The 18,731-nt window shown below is 68.3% G+C and carries 21 protein-coding genes; 17 read left to right on the top strand and 4 right to left on the bottom strand.

What is annotated here, in order from left to right; genetic code table 11:
- From FOA17_RS18430 to FOA17_RS18400, 7 genes are all read left to right on the top strand, one after another.
- The gene (locus FOA17_RS18430) at positions 1-312 is read left to right on the top strand and encodes a PepSY domain-containing protein (RefSeq protein WP_149142984.1); all 312 of its coding nucleotides are present in this window, start codon (positions 1-3) and stop codon (positions 310-312) included.
- A 159-nt stretch (positions 313-471) separates the two neighbouring features.
- On the top strand, positions 472-840 hold the full coding sequence (locus FOA17_RS18425; RefSeq protein WP_149142983.1) for a hypothetical protein: 369 nt from the start codon (positions 472-474) through the stop codon (positions 838-840).
- 41 nt (positions 841-881) lie between these two features.
- The gene (locus tag FOA17_RS18420) at positions 882-1,349 is read left to right on the top strand and encodes a DUF2271 domain-containing protein (protein ID WP_149142982.1); all 468 of its coding nucleotides are present in this window, start codon (positions 882-884) and stop codon (positions 1,347-1,349) included.
- 15 nt (positions 1,350-1,364) lie between these two features.
- A complete protein-coding gene (locus FOA17_RS18415; protein WP_149142981.1) occupies positions 1,365-3,572 on the top strand; it encodes a PepSY domain-containing protein in 2,208 nt (735 codons plus the stop codon).
- Complete coding sequence (locus tag FOA17_RS18410; RefSeq protein WP_149142980.1) at positions 3,553-4,527, top strand: FAD:protein FMN transferase; 975 nt, start codon at positions 3,553-3,555, stop codon at positions 4,525-4,527. The genes FOA17_RS18415 and FOA17_RS18410 overlap by 20 nt, the downstream gene beginning before the upstream one ends.
- 102 nt (positions 4,528-4,629) lie before the next feature.
- Complete coding sequence (locus FOA17_RS18405; RefSeq protein ID WP_149142979.1) at positions 4,630-5,220, top strand: YceI family protein; 591 nt, start codon at positions 4,630-4,632, stop codon at positions 5,218-5,220.
- 80 nt (positions 5,221-5,300) lie between these two features.
- Complete coding sequence (locus FOA17_RS18400) at positions 5,301-5,738, top strand: bleomycin resistance protein (RefSeq protein WP_149142978.1); 438 nt, start codon at positions 5,301-5,303, stop codon at positions 5,736-5,738.
- 23 nt (positions 5,739-5,761) lie between these two features.
- Here the strand turns inward: FOA17_RS18400 and FOA17_RS18395 are convergent, their stop codons facing one another.
- From FOA17_RS18395 to fabD, 3 genes are all read right to left on the bottom strand, one after another.
- Positions 5,762-5,995, bottom strand: coding sequence for an acyl carrier protein (locus FOA17_RS18395; protein ID WP_149142977.1), 234 nt, complete (start codon positions 5,993-5,995; stop codon positions 5,762-5,764).
- Positions 5,996-6,185: 190 nt separating this feature from the next.
- Entirely contained in the window at positions 6,186-6,923 is a 738-nt protein-coding gene (fabG, locus tag FOA17_RS18390; RefSeq protein WP_149142976.1) for a 3-oxoacyl-ACP reductase FabG, read from the bottom strand.
- A gap of 165 nt (positions 6,924-7,088) precedes the next feature.
- Entirely contained in the window at positions 7,089-8,018 is a 930-nt protein-coding gene (fabD, locus tag FOA17_RS18385; RefSeq protein WP_149142975.1) for an ACP S-malonyltransferase, read from the bottom strand.
- A 239-nt stretch (positions 8,019-8,257) separates the two neighbouring features.
- Here fabD and FOA17_RS20355 point away from each other — a divergent pair, with 239 nt between their 5' ends.
- The 4 genes from FOA17_RS20355 (at position 8,258) to mltG (ending at position 13,676) form a co-directional block, all read left to right on the top strand.
- The gene (locus FOA17_RS20355; protein WP_149142974.1) at positions 8,258-9,787 is read left to right on the top strand and encodes a calcium-binding protein; all 1,530 of its coding nucleotides are present in this window, start codon (positions 8,258-8,260) and stop codon (positions 9,785-9,787) included.
- 95 nt (positions 9,788-9,882) lie between these two features.
- A complete protein-coding gene (locus FOA17_RS18375) occupies positions 9,883-11,073 on the top strand; it encodes a cytochrome b/b6 domain-containing protein (RefSeq protein WP_149142973.1) in 1,191 nt (396 codons plus the stop codon).
- A gap of 162 nt (positions 11,074-11,235) precedes the next feature.
- Positions 11,236-12,498, top strand: coding sequence for a beta-ketoacyl-ACP synthase II (gene fabF / locus FOA17_RS18370; protein WP_149142972.1), 1,263 nt, complete (start codon positions 11,236-11,238; stop codon positions 12,496-12,498).
- The gene (mltG, locus tag FOA17_RS18365; protein WP_149142971.1) at positions 12,498-13,676 is read left to right on the top strand and encodes an endolytic transglycosylase MltG; all 1,179 of its coding nucleotides are present in this window, start codon (positions 12,498-12,500) and stop codon (positions 13,674-13,676) included. Before fabF ends, mltG begins: the two co-directional genes overlap by 1 nt.
- A 35-nt stretch (positions 13,677-13,711) precedes the next feature.
- Here mltG and FOA17_RS18360 read toward each other — a convergent pair whose 3' ends face one another.
- Positions 13,712-14,188 carry an anthrone oxygenase family protein gene (locus FOA17_RS18360; RefSeq protein ID WP_149142970.1) on the bottom strand — a complete coding sequence of 159 codons (477 nt, stop codon included), beginning with the start codon at positions 14,186-14,188 and terminating at the stop codon, positions 13,712-13,714.
- A 72-nt stretch (positions 14,189-14,260) separates the two neighbouring features.
- Between FOA17_RS18360 and FOA17_RS18355 the strand changes: the two genes are divergently transcribed.
- The 6 genes from FOA17_RS18355 (at position 14,261) to FOA17_RS18330 (ending at position 18,730) form a co-directional block, all read left to right on the top strand.
- Positions 14,261-14,785: a TetR/AcrR family transcriptional regulator gene (locus FOA17_RS18355; protein ID WP_149142969.1), complete on the top strand. Its 525-nt coding sequence runs from the start codon at positions 14,261-14,263 to the stop codon at positions 14,783-14,785.
- 205 nt (positions 14,786-14,990) lie between these two features.
- Entirely contained in the window at positions 14,991-15,314 is a 324-nt protein-coding gene (locus FOA17_RS20215; protein WP_238991886.1) for a hypothetical protein, read from the top strand.
- Positions 15,307-16,605 (top strand): DNA-packaging protein, encoded by a 1,299-nt coding sequence (locus tag FOA17_RS18345; RefSeq protein WP_149142967.1) that lies wholly within the window; start codon positions 15,307-15,309, stop codon positions 16,603-16,605. The genes FOA17_RS20215 and FOA17_RS18345 overlap by 8 nt, the downstream gene beginning before the upstream one ends.
- A 135-nt stretch (positions 16,606-16,740) precedes the next feature.
- Complete coding sequence (locus FOA17_RS18340) at positions 16,741-17,916, top strand: phage portal protein (protein WP_149142966.1); 1,176 nt, start codon at positions 16,741-16,743, stop codon at positions 17,914-17,916.
- Positions 17,913-18,155, top strand: a complete 243-nt coding sequence (locus FOA17_RS18335; protein WP_149142965.1) for a GTA head formation protein, RCAP_rcc01685 family — start codon at positions 17,913-17,915, stop codon at positions 18,153-18,155. Before FOA17_RS18340 ends, FOA17_RS18335 begins: the two co-directional genes overlap by 4 nt.
- 2 nt (positions 18,156-18,157) lie before the next feature.
- A complete protein-coding gene (locus FOA17_RS18330; protein ID WP_149143016.1) occupies positions 18,158-18,730 on the top strand; it encodes an HK97 family phage prohead protease in 573 nt (190 codons plus the stop codon).
- Position 18,731 lies beyond the last annotated feature (1 nt).

The following is an 18,731-nucleotide window of genomic DNA, read 5'->3' as shown; positions in this document are numbered from 1 at the left end:
ATGCGAAAGGCGTTGACAATTCTTGCTTTTCTGGCGGCCTTGCCGGCAGGGGCGGCGCAGGCCGATGACGATTGCCTGGTGCCGATGTCCGAATGGCAACCGCGCGAGGCCGTGGCGCGCCTGGCCGAGGCGCAGGGCTGGGCGGTGCGCCGGATCCGCATCGACGATGGTTGTTACCAGATCGACGGTCGCGATACGGGCGGGCGCGCGATCGAGGTGAAGATCCATCCCGGCACCCTGCGCATCCTGGAGGTCGAGTTCGAGGATGACGCGGATGACCATCACCGGCGCGAAGGGCAGGGCGAGGACTAGCCTCACCTGTGTCGCGCCGACGTGGCGAAAGGCCCCGCCAGCGTCCGGCGGGGCCTTTTTGTCTTTCTGACGGCTGGCTGAAGCAGAAACCCGTGCCACGTCAGGAACCGCTCAGTCTCGGGCAGGAAGCTGGCGCCATTCCCATTCAGGAGAATCGCGATGAAACAGCCCTTTCCCTTGATCCTGGCAGCGACCGCGCTGGCCGCGCTGCTTGGCCTGCCGGCTTTGGCGGCGATCGACCTTGGCCTTGCTCGGCATGGCGCCGGCCCGCTGGCGGGCGGTGTTGCCGCCGGCGATGCGGATCTGATCCGCGTCGGCAGCGATCACGATGACGATGAGGATGACGACGATCATGACCGCCGGGGTCGCGACGATCATGACGACGATTGTGACGATGACGACGACGATGACGACGATTGCGCGGGGGCGGCGGGTCGGCGGGGCAACCCCGCGCCGGCAGGCAGCGTGGCGCCGCCGGCCAATGGCCTGTTCGGCAACGGCGCGCCGCCGCGTGCCGTGACCAACTGATCGCCCCCCCTCCGGCTCTGGTTCTGACAAAGGAAATCCCGATGAAACCGCTTCTTGCCGCCCTTGCGCTGACCACCGCGCTGACCCTGCCCGGACTTGCGCTGGCGCGTCCGGTCACCCTGACCACCACGCTGAACGCCTACGGCGGCGACGGGGCCTATCTGGCCTATTACGTGACCGATGCCACGGGCGCCTATGTCGGCAGCCTGTGGATGGCGGGCGGCAAGTCGAAATATTACGAACATCTGAGCGACTGGTATGCCGCGACCGGCGGCGACCCGGCGCAGATCAACGGCATCACCGGCGCCAGTGTCGGTGCCGGGCGCGATCTGGAAATCACGCTCGATCTGGCGGATGCGCTGTTTGATGCGGGCTATACGCTGCATGTCGATGCGGCGGTCGAGGACATGCGCGACAGCCCCAACGAGATCGCTGTGCCGCTGACCAGCGCGGGCCTTGGCCGCGCCGTGCCGGGCCGGCGCTACATCGCCAGCCTGACCTATCGCTGAAAAGGGGGCCGTTCCATGATCCGCGCGCTTCACCGCTGGCCGGGGCTGCTGGCGCTTGTCCTTGTGCTGATCCTTGCGCTGAGCGGCGCGGCACTGTCGGTCTTTCCGCTGGCCGAGCGGCTGACCGCGCCGGCCGAGGTCGCGGGGCAGAGCGTGGCCGACCTCGCCGCGCGGGTGGCAGAACGTCACCCTGGGCTGGAGGAAATCCGCCGCGCCCCTTCGGGCCGGATCACCGCCTGGTGGTTCGCCGACGGCCAGCCGGGGGCGGCGGTGATCGACCCGGCGACCGGCGCCGATCTGGGGCCGGCCGATCCCGATCCGCTGGCGCGGTGGCTGACCGGGCTGCACCGGTCGTTGTTTCTGGGCGATGCGGGGCGGCTGGCCATGGCGGCGGGGGCGGCGGCGATGCTGGTTCTTGCGGTTTCGGGGGCCATGCTGGTGGCGCGGCGGGCCGGGGGCTGGCGGCATTGGGCCGGACGGCTGCGCGGCCCCCTGGCCGGGCGGCTGCATGTGGAGGTGGCGCGGATTGCGGTGCCGGCTCTGCTGTTTTCGGCGCTGACCGCGTTGTGGATGACGGGATCGACCTTCGACCTCTTGCCCGATGCGGCGCCACGCCCGGCCCAGCCGGCGGCGGTCAGCGGCCTGACCGGGCTGAGCCCGGCCGACATGCCCGCCCTGCGCGCGGTGCCGGTTGCGTCGCTGCGCAAGCTGGGCTTTCCCGCCGAAGGGGATGCGCAGGATGTGCTGCGGATCGAGACGGCAGAGGGCATCGGTCTGGTCGATCAGGGCAATGGCGCGCTGCTGTCCTGGGCCGGGGCGGGGGCGATGCAGCACCTGTCCGAGACGATCTATCGGCTGCATACCGGGCAGGGCGCGGTGCTGGTCGGGCTGGTCCTGGGCCTGATGGCGCTGAGCGTGCCGTTGCTCGGGGTGACCGGCGCTCTGGTCTGGCTGGCCGGGCGGCGCGGGCGTCCGCGTCTTGCGGGCATGGCGCCGGCCGCAAGGGCCGAAACGGTGATCCTGGTCGGGTCCGAAGGCGGCAGCACCTGGGGCTTTGCCACCACGCTGGCGCGCGGGCTGCAAGCGCAGGGGCAGGCGGTGCATCTGGCGGCGATGGCGGGGTTTGACCCCGCGCGCCACCCGCGCGCCGAACGCTTTGTGATCCTTGCCGCGACGTATGGCGACGGCGCAGCACCCGCCTCGGCCCGCGGCTTTCTGGAGCGGCTGGCGCAATGGCCCGCCGCCCCGACGGCACCGCTCGCGGTGCTGGGCTTTGGCGATCGCAGCTTTCCCGGGTTCTGCGCCTTTGCCGATCGTGTGGTTGCGGCGGCAGAGGACAAGGGTTGGTCCCGTCTGATCGCGCCGGATCGGGTGGACCGCCAGTCCCCGCAGGATTTTGCCCGCTGGGGGCGGGCGCTTGGCGCGGCGCTCGGGCTTCGGCTGGAACTGGCGCATCGTGCCGCGCCACCGGCGGTCACGCAATTGACGCTGCTGTCGCGCCGGGATCATGGCGCCGAGGTGCAGGCACCGACCGCGATCCTGCGCTTTGCGCTGCCGAAGGCGGGTCTGGTCGCGCGGCTGACGGGGCGGGGCCTTGGGCGGTTTCAGGCGGGCGATCTATTGGGTGTCCTGCCCGAGGGCGCCGATCTGCCGCGCTTCTATTCGCTGGCATCGGGGCGGCGCGACGGCTTTGTGGAACTGGTGGTGCGCAAGCAGCCCGGCGGGCTTTGTTCCGGGCAGTTGCTGGCGCTGGAACCGGGCGACACGATCAATGCCTTTCTGCGCCGCAATCCAGGCTTCCGCGTCGGGCGGGGGGCGGCGCCGCTGATCCTGATCGGGGCGGGCAGCGGTATCGGCCCGCTGGCCGGTTTCATCCGCGCCAATCGCCGCCGTCGGCCGGTCCTGCTGTTCTTTGGCATGCGGCACCCGGAGAGCGATTTTCTGTATCGCGATGATCTGGCGGCATGGCAGGCGGCGGGCCGGCTGGCGCGGCTGGTCACCGCCGCCTCGCGCGGGGCGCGGCCGCATCATGTGCAGGACGCGCTGCGGCAAGAGGCCGCACAGGTGTTGGAGGCGATCCGGGGCGGGGCGCGGGTCATGGTCTGTGGCGGGCGCGACATGGCGCAGGGCGTCGCCCGCGCGCTGGAGGACATCCTGGCGCCGGCGGGCCTGACGCCCGCGCATCTCAAGGCCGAGGGGCGCTATGTCGAAGATGTTTACTGATGCGCTCCGGCGTCACGCGCTGAACGGGCCTGCCATGGGAAGCCGCTGGTCGGCGCTGTTCTTTGCCCCGGCTGCGGTCGATACGGCGCCGATCCGCGCCGCGCTTCAGGCCGCGCTGGACGAGGTGGAGGAGGAGATGTCCACCTGGCGGCCCGACAGTGCGCTGATGCGCCTGAACCGCGCGCCGGTCGGCGCCTGGGTCGCGCTGCCGCACGGGCTGGCGCGGGTGCTGGCGCTGGCGCTGCGCATCGGGCGGGCCTCGGACGGCGCGTTTGACATCGCCATGGGCGATGCGGTGCGTGCCTGGGGCTTTGGCCCCGATGCCGCCGATCCGCAGGCGATCCGGGCGGCACTGGACGCCCCGCGCCAGCCCGCCCATGCGCTGCTTGATCTGGAGGGGGACCGCCTGCGCAAGCGCGCGCCCTGCCAGCTTGACCTGAACGGCATCGCCAAGGGGCATGGGGTGGACCGGCTGGCCGAGGTGCTGGCCGATCACGGCATCGCGGCGGCCCTGGTCGGGATCGACGGCGAGATGCGCGCGCTTGGCCTGCGGCCCGACGGCACCCCCTGGACCCTCGCGGTCGAGGCGCCCGACCCCGCGCGCCGGGCGCCACAGGCGATCCTGGCCTTGCAGGATGCCGCCGTGGCGACCTCGGGCGATTATCGCCACTGGGTGACGGTGCAGGGCCGGCGCCTGTCGCATACGATGGACCCGCGCCGTGGCGCGCCGCTGCCGTCCCCGCCCGCCTCGGTCAGCGTGGTGGCCCCGCTTTGCGCCGAGGCCGACGCCTGGGCGACGGCGCTGATGGTCGCGGGGCCGCTGCACGGTCCGGAACTGGCGCGGCGCGCGGGTCTGGATGCGCTGTTCCTGCTGCGCGCCGCCGATGGGGCGCTGCGCAGCAAGCCGGTCGGCCCCCTGTTCGCGGGCCGACAAGGGGCGCCCACAGAGGCGTGATGTGCATCTGCGCACAAAACTTGTGGGAACATGGCGAATTGAGCCCTGGCCTGACCCCGGTCATTGTGCGGTCGCAGCAAAAAGCTGGCCAAATCCTTGACCATGCAGGAGTTTCCCTTGATCCGCGTCGCCCCCCTTGCCCTCGTCGCCTCTCTGTTCGCCGCCCCGGTTCTGGCCGCGCCCGAGGCCTATGTGCTGGATCCCAGCCACAGCCAGATCCTGTTCAGCTACAACCATCTGGGTTTCTCGACCAGCTATGGCCTGTTCTCGGGCTTTGACGGCAAGATCAGCTATGACGCGGCCGCGCCGGCCGATTCCTCGGTCGAGGTGGCCTTCCCGGTGAAATCCATGCTGACCGGCTGGCAGGCGCGCTTTGACCATTTCATGTCGCCCGATTTCTTTGACGCCGCCGATGACGAGATGGTGTCGTTCAAATCCACCGCGATCGAGGTGACCGGCGAAAAGACCGCCAAAATCACCGGCGAACTGACGCTGAACGGCGTGACCAAGCCGGTCGTGATCGACGCTGCCCTGACGCAGGCGATGGAACATCCGATGGAAAAGAAGCCGTGGCTGGGCTTTACCGGCGCGACCGTGGTCAAGCGCAGCGACTTCAACCTCGGCATGTTCGCGCCCTATGTCAGCGACGAGGTGACGGTGCAGATCTCGATCGAGGCGATGAAGGCCGAATGACGGCTTGAACCGACCGGCCCTTGCGGCCAGTCTGACGGGCGGGGGCTGCGGCCTCCGCCCTTTGTCATTGGAGAAAGCGCATGCCCGCCCTGGTGCCCGAATTGTCGGTCAGCGACTGGCGCCGGTCTTGCGCGTTCTATACCGGGATGCTGGGCTTTGCGCTGCGCTATGCCCGGCCCGAGGAGGGGTTCTGCTGGCTGGAACGCGACGGCGCGGCGCTGATGCTTGACCAGCTTGGCCTCGGGCGCGATTTCGCGCCGCCGCCGGCCCATCCTTTTGGGCGCGGCGTCAATCTCCAGATCGAGATCCCCGATGCCGAGACCCTGGCCGCCCGGCTGATCGCCGCCGGCCATGCGCTGCACCTGCCGCTGGAGGATCGCTGGTATCGCCGCGACGACCATGAGGTCGGCAACCGGCAGTTCGTCGTGGCCGACCCGGACGGCTATCTGCTGCGCTTTTTCAGCGATCTGGGCAGGCGGGTCCGCAAAACAGAAGGGCTCCCGCAAGGGGAGCCCTGATCCGTGTCACACGGGGGTGTGGATCACACCGCGCCCGAGATGAACTTGACCGCGTCGCCGAAGGTCTGGATGGTTTCGGCGGCGTCATCGGGGATCTCGATCCCGAATTCTTCCTCGAAAGCCATGACCAGTTCGACGGTGTCGAGGCTGTCGGCGCCCAGATCGTCGATGAACGAGGCGGTCTCGGTCACCTTGTCCTCTTCGACGCCGAGATGCTCGACGACGATCTTCTTCACGCGATCTGCGATGTCGCTCATTGTCACTTCCTCATCGTTCAGGGGTTGCCCCCAAGTGGTGTCCCCGCCGCGGGGCAACCACACCCCTTGGCATCTTTCCCCGCCCACGGGCAGGGCACCAAAGCCCTTCGAGCCCGGTGGTTCCGTTCGCGGCTATAGCAAGCGGGCAGGGGCTTGGCAAACCCTTTCCCGCAGGCGCGCCGCGCCGCCGTCAGATCATCGCCATGCCGCCATTGACATGCAGCGTGGTGCCGGTGACATAGCCCGCCTCGGGGCTGGCCAGATACAGGGTGGCCGCGGCAATCTCGGCCGCCTCGCCCATGCGGCCGGCGGGCACCTGCGTCAGGATGCGCGCCTTCTGCTCGTCATTCAGCTTTTCGGTCATCGCCGTGGTGATGAAGCCCGGCGCGATGCAATTGACGGTGATTCCCCGGCTGGCCACCTCGGCCGCCAGGCTTTTCGACATGCCGACCATGCCCGCCTTGGAGGCGGCATAGTTCCCCTGGCCGGGATTGCCGGTCGCGCCGACGACGGAACTGATATTGACGATGCGCCCCCAGCGGGCCTTCATCATGCCGCGCAGCACGCCGCGACACAGGCGGAAGGTCGAGGTCAGGTTCACGTCCAGCACCGATTGCCATTCGTCATCCGACATCCGCATGAACAGGTTGTCGCGGGTGATGCCGGCATTGTTCACCAGAATGTCCACCGACCCCATCGCCGCCGCCGCCGCCTTGGGCAGCGCCTCGACACTGGCCGCATCGGACAGATCGCAGGTCTCGACAAAGACCCGCTCGCCCAGATCCGAGGCCAGCGCCTCCAGCGGTGCGCGCCGGGTGCCCGAAAGGGTCACCACCGCCCCCGCCTGGTGCAGCGCCCGCGCGATCTCGCCGCCGATCCCGCCCGAAGCGCCGGTCACCAGCGCCGTCTTGCCGCTCAGATCAAACATCCCGTTTCCTTTCCGAAAGGCGCCGATCCGCCCCTTGTTCTTCTTCCAAATATCCTCGGGGAGAAGGCCGCGGGCCCTGGGGGGCAGACAGCCCCCCGCGCCCTCTCAGCCCATCACACGATCCGGTCCCCGTTCCCCGATTTTTCGTCGAAAAATCGGCCCGGCTCAACCTTTCGCGGCCAGCACGTCCTCGGGCGTGCCGACGGCCCGCGTCTCGGCGCCCTTGACGATGCGCTTGATCATGCCCGACAGCGCCTTGCCGGCCCCGATTTCCCAATATTCCGTCACGCCGGCCTGTTCCATCCACAGCACGCTTTCGCGCCAGCGGACCGAGCCGGTGACCTGCGCGATCAGCAGGTCGCGGATGCGGTCGGCCTCCATCACGGCTTCGGCGCGCACGTTCACGACCACGGGCACCGCGGGATTTTCCACCGTCACGGCGGCAAGCGCCTCGGCCATGACATGCGCGGCGGGTTGCATCAGCGCGCAATGGAAGGGGGCGCTGACCGGCAGCAGCAGGGCGCGCTTGGCGCCGCGGGCCTTGGCGATCTCCACCGCGCGCTCCACGGCGGCCTTGTGCCCCGAGACGACGACCTGTGCGGGGTCGTTGTCATTGGCGGCCTGGCAGACCTCGCCTTGCGCGGCTTCGGCGGCGACCTCGGTCGCGGCCTCGAAATCCAGCCCCAGCAGCGCGGCCATGGCGCCGATGCCCACCGGCACGGCCTCTTGCATGGCCTGGCCACGAATGCGCAGCAGCCGCGCGGTATCCGAGAGTTTCAGCGACCCCGCCGCGCAAAGCGCGGAATATTCGCCCAGCGAATGCCCGGCGACGAAGGCGGCGCTGTCGATGCCGATGCCTTCGCTTTCCAGCGCGCGGAGTGCGGCGATGGAGGTCGCCATCAGCGCGGGCTGGGCGTTCTGCGTCAGCGTCAGTTCGGCGATGTCGCCTTCCCAGATCAGCGATGACAGCTTTTCGCCAAGCGCCTCATCGACCTCGTCAAAGACGGCGCGGGCGGCCGGATAGGTCTCGGCCAGGGCGCGGCCCATGCCGATGGTCTGCGCCCCCTGGCCCGGAAATACGAATGCGCGGCTCATCTGTCCTCCAGTGCGGTTTGCCCCCGGGGATAGCCCGAAGCGCCATTCTGCGCAATCGTCCAGCCATCATGCGGGGCCGCGCGCGGGGCGGCGCCATCGGGTGCCGCAAAACCCGCGCGGGGGCCGCGAGTTCGCCTCAATTTTACCAAGATGGGAGATTCCTGCGTGACATTTTTTATAAAACACGATATATTTCAATTGGTTAAAGATTGTGAACAATTCCAGGGAAAGGCCGGGAAATGGCACTTATTGTTGCTGAAAACGTCTATGGTGAGGGGGATGGCTACATCCTTTCCGGGACGGACCGGATTCGCGTGGATGCGGGAATCACCGTTACCTCCACAGGCGCCAGCGCGATCAATGGGTGGGAAGGTTCGCACCGCTATTACATCTACGGCACGCTGCATGGCGAGGATGACGGGCTCAAGATCCTCGGCTCCAGCGCGCCGCAGCGCATCGTCATCGGCGCCACGGCGCTGATCACCTCGGGCGGGCGCGGGCTCTATACCCATTCGAACGGCGTGGTGCTGGATGGCCAGAATACGGTGATGTGGAATGCCGGCCATGTCGATGCCGACAATGCGGGGATCTGGGCGCTGATCGGCGACAATGGCACGACGCGCATCACCAATAACGGGGTGATCGAGGGCAATAATTACGGCATCTATGCGCCCTTCGGGACCGGTGTCCTGGCCTTTACCAATCGCGGCGCGCTGAGCGGGGCCGAGGCGATCTATGGCGCAGCCGGCAGCGATGTGATCCGCAATCTGGGCACGATCGCCGGGACGATCGACCTGCGCACCGGCGATGACCGCTTCATCAACCGGGGCACGGTCAGCGGCACGATCTCGCTGGGCGAGGGGGCCGATATCTACAAGGATGTGGCGCAGGAAGTGGTCAATCATGATCATGCCGCGGGCGGTGTCGGCGCCGACACGCTGGCGGGCGGACGTGGCAATGACACGCTGTTCGGCGGCGATGACGATGATCGGCTTTATGGCGGGGCGGGCAATGACAGCCTGATCGGCGGCGATGGCAATGACTACCTGGATGCGGGCACCGGGCATGACTCGTTGTCGGGCGGGCTGGGCGACGATGTGCTGAACGCGCGCCGGGCCAGCTGGGCCGCGCTGGATGGCGGCGATGGCGCGGACATGATCCGCGGCAGCGAAGGGGCCGACACGATTCTGGGCGGGGCCGGGGCCGATACGATCTATGCGCGGGGGGGCGCCGATCTGATCGACGCCGGCGCGGGCGATGATCTGATCTGGGCCGGCGGCGGGTCCGACACCGTTTATGGCGGCGAGGGCAATGACACGATCTATGGCACCGCGCATGGCAACCTGATCCAGGGCGATGGCGGCAATGACCTGCTGTTCGGCTCCAGCCTGGCCGACACGATTCTGGGCGGCGACGGCGATGACGTGCTGCAAGGCGGGCGCGGCGCCGATCTGCTGGTGGGCGGGCTGGGCGCGGACACGTTCCGCTTCATCTCGGCCAAGGAGCGGGGCAGCGTCATTTCCGATTTCGATGCGGCGGTGGACCGGATCGAACTGCGCGCTGCCGCCTTTGGCTATGAAGGCCAAACCGGGCAGGTTTCGGCGGAGGATTGCGTGATCGGCGCGGCGCAGGATGCCAGCGACCACTTCCTCTATGACAGCGCGACAAAGACGCTGTCTTATGATGTCGATGGCAATGGCAGCGCCCGCGCCATCGCGCTGGTCACCTTTGCCGACGGCATGAACGGCTGGAGCCTCTGGCTCGGCTGAGGCCCGCGCATCACCGCACAAGATCTGTGCGCCGTCCCGGGGTCGTGCCCGGGGCGGCGTCTTGCTATCCTGCGGGCAGGTTACAGGAGATAACGATGCCCGCAACGAATACCGCCAGCCGCTATGGCTGGGTGGCGCGCAGCCTGCACTGGCTGACCGCGCTTCTGATCCTTTCCGCCATCTTTCTGGGGCTGTATGGCGAGGATCTGCCGTTTGACACCTCGGAGACGCTGGCGATCAAGGCGCAGGTCTATTCCTGGCACAAGACGATCGGGGTGGCGGCGTTTTTCGTGGCGGTGTTGCGCATTCTCTGGGCGCTGAGCCAGCCGCGCCCGGCGCCGCTGCACCCGGAGCGGCGGCTGGAAACGGCGGTGGCCGAAGGCGTGCATTGGATGCTTTATGCCGCGATGGTGCTGATGCCGCTGTCGGGCTGGGTGCATCATGCGGCGGTGGATGGTTTCGCGCCGATCCTGTGGCCCCTGGGCCAGTCGCTGCCCTTTGTGCCGAAATCCGAGGTGGTGGGACAGGTGGCGGGCGCGCTGCACGGGGTGTTTTCCAAGCTGCTGATACTGGCGGTGATCCTGCATGTGGTGGGGGCGCTGAAACATGCGCTGATCGACCGCGACGGCACGCTGGCGCGGATGGTGACGGGCCGTGCGGTGGGGAGCGGTGCGGGGGCGCATCCGCGCGCGCCGGCCATCGCGGCGCTGGCGGTCTTTGCGCTGGCCGGACTGGCGGTGCTGGGTCTGGCGGGGCGCGCGCCCGAGGCGGCGCCGGCCGCGGCGCCCGTCGCCGCTGCGGCCGGTGGCAATTGGCAGGTGGAAAGCGGCAGTCTGACCTTTGTGGTGCGCCAGATGGGGGCCGATGTGCAGGGCAGCCTGCCCGACTGGCGGGCGGAGATCCGCTTTGACGACAGCGTGACCGCCGGCCCGCAAGGCCATGTGCGGGTAGAGATCGACACGACGACGCTCGTCCTGGGCTCGGTCACCGATCAGGCGAAGGGGGCCGAGTTCTTTGACACCGCCACCCACAAGACCGCGCTGTTCGAGGCCGATATCCTGCCCGATGGCGCGGCCCATGTGGCGCAGGGCAGCCTGACGCTGCGCGGATCGGCCCAGCCGGTCAGTCTGCCCTTCACGCTGAACATCACCGGCGACACCGCGCAGATGCAGGGCGAAACCACGCTGGATCGCCGCGCCTTTGGCATGGGGGCCAGCTATGGCGACGAAAGCAGCGTGGGCTTTCCGGTCGTGGTCAAGGTGGAGCTGACCGCCCGGCGCAAGTGATAGCATCGGTGGGCGAAGGATCGGGGGCCGTGCCATCGGGCGCGGCCCTTTGCCGTCAAGGCCCATCCCGGGGGTGGCGATTGTTGCCTAAGCGGACCCCTGCGTGTATCAACGCGGGGATTTCTGGCCCCGCGGGGGCGTTCTGGACAGAGGGAAGATCGGATGCGTCGCGTTGTTGTCACGGGTCTTGGGATGGTCACGCCGCTGGCTTGCGGGGTGGAGGAGACCTGGAAGCGGCTGCTGGACGGGCAATCGGGCGCTGGCCCGATCACGCGGTTCGACACGACCAATGTGGTGACGAAATATGCCTGCGAAATCCCGATGGGGGATGGCAGCGACGGCACGTTCAACGCCGATGACTGGATGGAGCCGAAAGAGCGCCGCAAGGTCGATGACTTCATCCTTTACGGCATGGCCGCCGCCGTGCAGGCCGTGAAGGATGCGGGATGGGAGCCGCAGGACGAGGAAGGCCGCCTGCGCACCGGCGTCATGCTCGGGTCGGGCATCGGCGGGCTGTCCTCGATCGCGGAAACCGCGGTGCTGATCAAGGAAAAGGGGCCGAAGCGCGTGTCGCCCTTCTTCATCCCCGGGGCGCTGATCAACCTGATCTCGGGTCAGGTGTCGATCCGTTTCGGTTTCAAGGGGCCGAACCATGCGGTCGTCACCGCCTGTTCCACCGGCGCCCATGCCATTGGCGATGCGGCGCGACTGATCATGTGGGGCGACGCCGATGTGATGGTGGCCGGCGGCGCGGAAAGCCCGATTTCCGAAATCGGGATCGCGGGCTTCAACGCCTGCAAGGCGCTGTCCACCAAGCGCGCGGACGAGCCGGAAAAGGCCAGCCGCCCCTATGATGCCGACCGCGATGGGTTTGTCATGGGCGAGGGCGCCGGCGTCGTCGTGCTGGAGGAATACGAACACGCCAAGGCGCGCGGCGCCAAGATCTATGCCGAGGTGCTGGGCTATGGCCTGTCGGGCGATGCCTATCACATCACAGCGCCGTCGGAAGATGGCGATGGCGGCTTCCGGTCGATGAGCGCGGCCCTGGCCCGCGCCGGGATCACGCCGGATCAGGTGGATTACATCAACGCGCATGGCACCTCGACCATGGCCGACACGATCGAGCTGGGCGCGGTGGAGCGGCTGATGGGCGATGCGGCGGCCAAGGCCACGATGTCTTCGACCAAGTCGAGCATCGGGCACCTTCTGGGGGCGGCGGGCGCGGTGGAGGCGATCTTCTGCGTGCTGGCGATCCGCGATCAGGTGGCGCCGCCGACGATCAACCTCGACAATCCGGCGGTCCAGCCGAAACTGGATCTGGCGCCGAACAAGGCGGTGAAGCGCAAGATCGACGTGGCGCTGTCGAACAGCTTTGGCTTTGGCGGCACCAATGCGAGCCTGGTTCTGGGCAAGGTGCGCGACTGATGTGGCGCTCGGTCGCGTCGAACGCGCTGACGCTGTTCATCGTGGCGCTGGTCGCGGTGGCGGGCGTGCTGGCCTGGGGCCGGCAGCAATATCTGGGGCCGGGGCCGCTGGCCCAGCCGGTCTGTGTCAAGGTGGAACGCGGCGCCTCGCTCAGCGAGGTGAGCCGCGGGTTGGAGGCGCAGGGTGCGGTCACGGACGCGCGCATCTTCCGCATCGGGGCGGATTATTCGGGCAAGGCGAAGGGGCTGAAATTCGGCTCGTACCTCGTGCCCGAAAAGGCCTCGATGGCGCAGATCGTCGATGTGCTGACGGCGGGCGGGGCCTCGACCTGCGGGCGCGAGGTGAATTTCCGCATCGGCGTGGCCAAGGCGGAAATCCTGCTGCGCGAGCTGGACCCGGCGACCAATCGCTATGTCGAGGTGGTGAAGTTCGACCCCGCCGCCGAGGCCGCACCGCAGGCCTATGTGGATGCCGCCGTGGCGGGCGATCTGCGCTGGCAGATCACCCTGGCCGAGGGGGTCACCAGTTGGCAGGTGGTGGAGAGCCTGAAGCGCGCCGATTTCCTGGAAGGCGAGGTGGCGGAGGTTCCGCCCGAGGGCAGTCTGGCCCCCGATGCCTATGAGGTGGAAAAGGGCGAAAGCCGCGCGGCGCTCTTGACCGAGATGCAGGACAAGCAGACCCGCATCCTGGCCGATCTCTGGGCCGGGCGGGCGGGCGATCTGCCCTATGACACGCCGGAAAAGGCGCTGGTCATGGCCTCGCTGGTGGAAAAGGAAACCGGGGTGGCGGATGAACGGCCGCTGGTCGCCAGCGTCTTTGTCAACCGGCTGCGGCAGGGGATGCGGCTTCAGACCGACCCGGCGGTGATCTATGGCATCACCAAGGGTGAGGGCGTGCTGGGGCGCGGCCTGCGGCAGAGCGAGCTGCGCAAGGCCACGCCCTACAATACCTATGTGATCCAGGGGCTGCCGCCGACGCCGATCGCCAATCCGGGGCGCGACAGTATTGCCGCCGCGATGAACCCGGCACAAAGCGATTACCTGTTCTTTGTGGCCGATGGCACGGGGGGCCATGCCTTTGCCACCACGCTGGAGGAGCATAACGCCAATGTCGCCAAATGGCGCGAGATCGAGGCGCAGATGCTGCAAGAGCAGGAGCAGGGTCAGCAGAACCCGTGATCCGGGAAAGAAAAGGGGGGCGTTGCCCCCCTTTTTCATTTCAGCCGGGCAAAGCCGAGTGCCGCGAGGATGAAGGCCAGGCCGGAGCCGAGCGCCCGGATCTGGTTCCATGTCTGCCAGCGGCTTGAATAGGCGGTCCAGATCTGTTGGGCCTGGGCGGGGTCATCGGGGATCGCGGTGCGGGCGAGTTCGGCATTCATCGGCGCGTTGACGCTGGCGGTGATGCCGACGCCCAGCAGGGCATAGGTGACGGCCGCGAGGCCGAAGAACAGGGCCGCGGGGCGGTTTTGCCATGCCACGATCGCGGCGACCAGAAGCGCCGGGGCGGTGCCGAAAAAGGCCGGGGCAAAGACGCCATTGCGCACCGACCCGTTCATCGCATTCATCGCGGCGATGGCCGTGGCGGGGTCAAGCCGGTCGAGGCCCCACATGGTCGAACAGACCCAGGCATAAAAGAACCCGAAGATCAGCGCGGAGAGGATCAGTGCCAGCAGGCCGACGGTTTTGGTCATGGCTGTATCCGTAACAGTGTGTACGTCTTGATATTGCCGTATACGGCGTTACGGTCAAGCCGGAGGTGCGCAATGGATGATGCGGCAAAAGCGTCGCGCCAGTCGGCGATCGAGGAGGCGGCCTTTGCCCTGCTGACCGAGCGGGGCTTTGAGGCGACGTCGATGCTGGCGGTCGCCAAGGCGGCGCGGGCCTCGAACGAGACGCTCTATCGCTGGTATGGCGACAAGGTGGGGCTGTTCGGCGCGCTGGTCGCGCGCAACGCCGCCGAGGTGGCGCGTGGGCTGGAAGGGCCGCTGGACCAGGTGCTGATTGCGCTGCTGACCATGCTGACCGGCCCGCGGGCGGTGGCGCTGAACCGGGCCGCCGCCGCGGATGCCAGCGGAGCGCTGGGCGAAGCGCTGGCCAAGTCAGGACGCGAGACGGTGCTGCCCCGGCTGGAGGCGCTGCTGGGCGATCAGGCTGAACTGTTGCTGCGGCTGGTCATCGGAGACTGGCAGATCCGCCGGGCGACAGGGGCCATGGCGCAACCTGACGCCGAAACCATCGCGGCACGGGTGGCGGAAGGGGTGGCCCTGTGGCACCGCCTGCGCGACTGAGGCGGTGTTGCGCGCGGGCGCACAGTTGCGAACTGTCCGTTAAGATATTGAAAATACAAAACTATTTGACTTTGCGTGCGGCCTGGTGTAAGACTTGGCGCATGCTAGAAGAAATGGGCGAGCGACGGATCGGGGGGCACCCGGGCGCTCGCTTTTCCATTTCACTCGTGCAGAGGCATGAGAGGCGGGCGGCAGCAGGATGGGAATGGAATTCTCCGAAGGGGATCGGGCGCCCGAGGCATTGCTTCGGGCGACGGAAGAACTCTACCGGGAGGTGGCGCTTGAACTGACCGCAGCGACGGAACGGCTGCGGCAGGGCGAGCTGGGCGAGGTCAAGACCGCCATGCAGGCGGTCAAGGATCTGCGCGCCGCCTTCCAGATGGTGATGGATGAAAGGACGCGTGTTGACAAACTCCGCAAACAGGTGGCCGGGGTCGCCGGAGGCGCCGGAGAACTGGATTTCGCCGCAGCCCGGTCTGAGATCGGGCGCCGCCTGGCTCGCCTCCGTGACGCCGGAGCAGGTGGATGAATTTCTGGGGGGCTTGAGCGACGCGGCGCTGCTGGCGCTGCCCTGGATGTTCGAGTTCTGGGCGCTGCCGCATCAGTTGCCGCCCGAAGGGGCCTGGAAGACCTGGGTCATCATGGGCGGGCGCGGTGCCGGCAAGACGCGGGCCGGGGCGGAATGGGTGCGATCCATGGTGGAAGGCGCGCGCCCCTCTGACCCCGGCCGGGCGGCACGGGTGGCGTTGGTGGGCGAGACGGTCGATCAGGTGCGTGAGGTCATGGTGTTCGGCGACAGCGGGATCCTCGCCTGTTCGCCACCGGATCGGCGCCCGACCTGGGAGGCGGGGCGGCGGAGGCTGGTCTGGCCGAATGGCGCGGTGGCGCAGGTGTATTCGGCGCATGAGCCGGAGAGCCTGCGTGGCCCGCAATTCGACGCGGCCTGGGTCGATGAGCTGGCCAAGTGGAAGAAGGCCGAGGAAACCTGGGATCAGCTGCAATTCGCGCTGCGTCTGGGCAGCAACCCGCAGCAGGTGGTGACGACGACGCCGCGCAATGTGGCGGTGCTGAAGGCCATTCTGAACAACCCGTCCAGCGTGGTGACGCATGCGCCGACCGACGCGAACCGGGCGCATCTGGCGGCCTCGTTCCTGGAGGAGGTGAAGGCGCGCTATGGCGGCACGCGGCTGGGCTTGCAGGAACTGGAGGGCGCGTTGCTGGAAGATGCGGAAGGCGCGCTCTGGACCAGTGCGATGATCGAGCGGGGCCGGGTGGAGCGTCTGCCCGAGATGAGCCGCGTGGTGGTGGCGGTCGATCCGCCGGTGACGGGCCATGGCGGATCGGATGAATGCGGGATCGTGGTCGTGGGCGCCGTGACCGAAGGGCCGGTGCAGGACTGGCGCGCCTATGTGCTGGAGGATGCCAGCGTGCAGGGCGCCTCGCCTGATGGCTGGGCGCGGGCGGCGGTGGCGGCGATGCAGCGTCACGGCGCCGACCGGCTGGTGGCGGAGGTCAACCAGGGCGGCGATCTGGTGCAGGCGGTGATCCGGCAGGTCGATCCGCTGGTGAGCTACAAGGCGGTGCGGGCGAGCAAGGGCAAGACCGCCCGGGCCGAGCCGGTGGCCGCGCTGTATGAGCAAGGCCGGGTCAGCCATCTGCGTCATCTGGCGCGGCTGGAGGACCAGATGTGCCGCATGACCGCGCGCGGTTATGAGGGCAAGGGATCGCCCGACCGGGTGGATGCCCTGGTCTGGGCGCTGACCGCGCTGATGATTGAGCCGGCGCAGGCGCAGTTGCGGCCGCAGGTGCGGCTGCTCTGACAGCCTGCGCTGCTGGCGGGGGCAGACGCCTCCGGCGGCAGTATTTCGACAAAGAGCAAAGGCCCGCGGCAGCGCGGGCGGAACCGCGCCGGGGCGCGGAACGGCGGGCGCTGGCCCGGAAGCAAGGAGAACGGGATGGTGTTCGATTTCCTGCGGCGCGCGGACAAGGCGGTGCCGGAACAGAAGGCCTCGGCCACGGGGCGCGTCGTGGCCTTTGGTAATTCGGGGCGCGTGGTCTGGAGCCCGCGTGACGGGATCAGCCTGATGAAGAACGGTTTTCAGGGCAATCCCATCGGGTTTCGGGTGGTGAAGCTGATTGCCGAGGCGGCGGCGGCGCTGCCGCTGGTGCTTCAGGATGCGGAGCGGCGGTATGATCAGCATCCGGTGCTGGATCTGGTGCGGCGGCCCAATCCGGCACAGGGGCGGGCCGATCTGTTCGAGGCGCTTTACACCCAGCTTTTGCTGAGCGGGAACGGCTATCTGGAGGCGGTGCCGGGGGCCGGGCAGATCCCGGGCGAGCTGCATGTGTTGCGCAGCGACCGGATGAGCCTGGTGCCCGGCGCCGATGGCTGGCCGGTGGCCTATGACTATGCCGTGGGCGGGCGCAAGCATCGCTTTGACATGACCGGGCCGGTGGCGCCGGTCTGTCATGTCCGGTTCTACCACCCGCAGGATGACCATTACGGCTTGTCGCCCATGCAGGCGGCGGCGGTGGCGGTGGATGTGCATTCCAGCGCGAGCGCCTGGTCGAAGGCGCTGCTGGACAATGCGGCGCGGCCCTCGGGGGCGATAGTCTACAAGGGGCCGGACGGGGCGGGCACGCTGTCGGGCGATCAGTATGACCGGCTGGTGGGCGAGCTGGAGGCCAACCATCAGGGCGCGCGCAATGCCGGGCGGCCGATGCTGCTGGAAGGCGGGCTGGACTGGAAGCCGATGGGCTTTTCGCCCTCGGATATGGAGTTCCATGAGACCAAGCTGTCGGCAGCGCGGGAGATTGCCATCGCCTTTGGCGTGCCGCCGATGCTGATCGGCATTCCGGGTGATGCGACCTATGCCAATTACCAGGAGGCCAATCGTGCCTTCTATCGCCTGACGGTGCTGCCGCTGGTGGCGCGGGTGACGGCGGCGGTGTCGCATTGGCTGGAAGGGTTCAGCGGCGAGGCGGTGGAGCTGAAGCCCGACCTGGATCAGGTGCCGGCGCTGGCGGTGGAGCGGGATCAGCAATGGGCGCGGGTCGGCGCGGCGGAGTTCCTGACCCAGGCCGAAAAGCGGGCGCTGCTGGGCCTGCCCCGGCTGGCGGAGGGCGAATGACCAAGCCCGGCGGCAGCGGATCGCGGTTCCTTTACGACAGTTTCGACGCGGCCCATGCCCGGATCGAGGCCAATGAGCGGGTCGCCGAGGAACGCTGGAACGCGCTGGAATACCGGCTGGGCCAGATCGAGGGCACGCTGGAGCGGCTGGAGAAGCGGATCTGGCTGGGGGTTTACGGTGTCGCGGCCTTTCTGCTGGCGCAGGGGGCGGAGGCGGTTCTGAAAGCGGCGATGAGGTGAACATGGGATATAATGGCGGATTTGGCGCACCCGAGCAGAAGTTCGTGGCGCTGGGCCCGGAGGCGGGCGGCGGGCTGACCGTCACCGAGGGGCAGCTGATCGAGGGCTATGCGAGCCTGTTCGGCAAGCGCGATCAGGGCGGCGATGTGGTGCAGGCCGGCGCCTATGCCGGGTCGCTGGCGCGGCTGGGTGCGGCGGGGCGGCGGGTCAAGATGTTGTGGCAGCACGACCCGACCCAGCCCATCGGCGTCTGGGACGAGGTGCGCGAGGATGACCGGGGCCTCTGGGTCAAGGGGCGGATCCTCGCGGATGTGGAGAAGGGGCGCGAGGCGGCGGCCCTTCTGGCGGCGGGGGCGATCGACGGGCTGTCGATCGGCTATCGCACGGTGAAATCGGAACGCGACGGGAAGGGGCAGCGCCTGCTGACCGAGCTGGAGCTGTGGGAGGTGTCGCTGGTGACCTTTCCCATGCTTCCCGAAGCGCGGGTCGCGGCCAAGGGCGACAGCCTGGCCGAGACCTGGCGATCGCTGGCGCAGATCTTTGACGATGCGCGGCGCAGCCTGGCCGAACGCTGAG

Origin of the sequence: Gemmobacter caeruleus (assembly GCF_008271655.1) — a bacterium.
GTDB classification, from domain to species: domain Bacteria; phylum Pseudomonadota; class Alphaproteobacteria; order Rhodobacterales; family Rhodobacteraceae; genus Gemmobacter; species Gemmobacter caeruleus.
Note: the sequence above shows the minus strand (reverse complement) of the source record. Positions and strands in the feature narration are given on the sequence as shown.

Excerpts from the sequence above, each read along its gene's own strand:
- FOA17_RS18340 (WP_149142966.1), top strand. The coding sequence starts at position 16,741 with ATGGTGTTCGATTTCCTGCGGCGCGCGGACAAGGCGGTGCCGGAACAG.
- fabD (WP_149142975.1), bottom strand. The coding sequence starts at position 8,018 with ATGAGCCGCGCATTCGTATTTCCGGGCCAGGGGGCGCAGACCATCGGC.
- FOA17_RS20355 (WP_149142974.1), top strand. The coding sequence starts at position 8,258 with ATGGCACTTATTGTTGCTGAAAACGTCTATGGTGAGGGGGATGGCTAC.
- FOA17_RS18395 (WP_149142977.1), bottom strand. The coding sequence starts at position 5,995 with ATGAGCGACATCGCAGATCGCGTGAAGAAGATCGTCGTCGAGCATCTC.
- FOA17_RS20215 (WP_238991886.1), top strand. The coding sequence starts at position 14,991 with ATGGAATTCTCCGAAGGGGATCGGGCGCCCGAGGCATTGCTTCGGGCG.
- FOA17_RS18400 (WP_149142978.1), top strand. The coding sequence starts at position 5,301 with ATGCCCGCCCTGGTGCCCGAATTGTCGGTCAGCGACTGGCGCCGGTCT.
- FOA17_RS18405 (WP_149142979.1), top strand. The coding sequence starts at position 4,630 with ATGCAGGAGTTTCCCTTGATCCGCGTCGCCCCCCTTGCCCTCGTCGCC.
- FOA17_RS18355 (WP_149142969.1), top strand. The coding sequence starts at position 14,261 with ATGGATGATGCGGCAAAAGCGTCGCGCCAGTCGGCGATCGAGGAGGCG.
- FOA17_RS18430 (WP_149142984.1), top strand. The coding sequence starts at position 1 with ATGCGAAAGGCGTTGACAATTCTTGCTTTTCTGGCGGCCTTGCCGGCA.
- FOA17_RS18335 (WP_149142965.1), top strand. The coding sequence starts at position 17,913 with ATGACCAAGCCCGGCGGCAGCGGATCGCGGTTCCTTTACGACAGTTTC.
- fabG (WP_149142976.1), bottom strand. The coding sequence starts at position 6,923 with ATGTTTGATCTGAGCGGCAAGACGGCGCTGGTGACCGGCGCTTCGGGC.
- fabF (WP_149142972.1), top strand. The coding sequence starts at position 11,236 with ATGCGTCGCGTTGTTGTCACGGGTCTTGGGATGGTCACGCCGCTGGCT.
- FOA17_RS18420 (WP_149142982.1), top strand. The coding sequence starts at position 882 with ATGAAACCGCTTCTTGCCGCCCTTGCGCTGACCACCGCGCTGACCCTG.
- FOA17_RS18415 (WP_149142981.1), top strand. The coding sequence starts at position 1,365 with ATGATCCGCGCGCTTCACCGCTGGCCGGGGCTGCTGGCGCTTGTCCTT.
- FOA17_RS18330 (WP_149143016.1), top strand. The coding sequence starts at position 18,158 with ATGGGATATAATGGCGGATTTGGCGCACCCGAGCAGAAGTTCGTGGCG.
- FOA17_RS18375 (WP_149142973.1), top strand. The coding sequence starts at position 9,883 with ATGCCCGCAACGAATACCGCCAGCCGCTATGGCTGGGTGGCGCGCAGC.
- FOA17_RS18410 (WP_149142980.1), top strand. The coding sequence starts at position 3,553 with ATGTCGAAGATGTTTACTGATGCGCTCCGGCGTCACGCGCTGAACGGG.
- mltG (WP_149142971.1), top strand. The coding sequence starts at position 12,498 with ATGTGGCGCTCGGTCGCGTCGAACGCGCTGACGCTGTTCATCGTGGCG.
- FOA17_RS18360 (WP_149142970.1), bottom strand. The coding sequence starts at position 14,188 with ATGACCAAAACCGTCGGCCTGCTGGCACTGATCCTCTCCGCGCTGATC.
- FOA17_RS18425 (WP_149142983.1), top strand. The coding sequence starts at position 472 with ATGAAACAGCCCTTTCCCTTGATCCTGGCAGCGACCGCGCTGGCCGCG.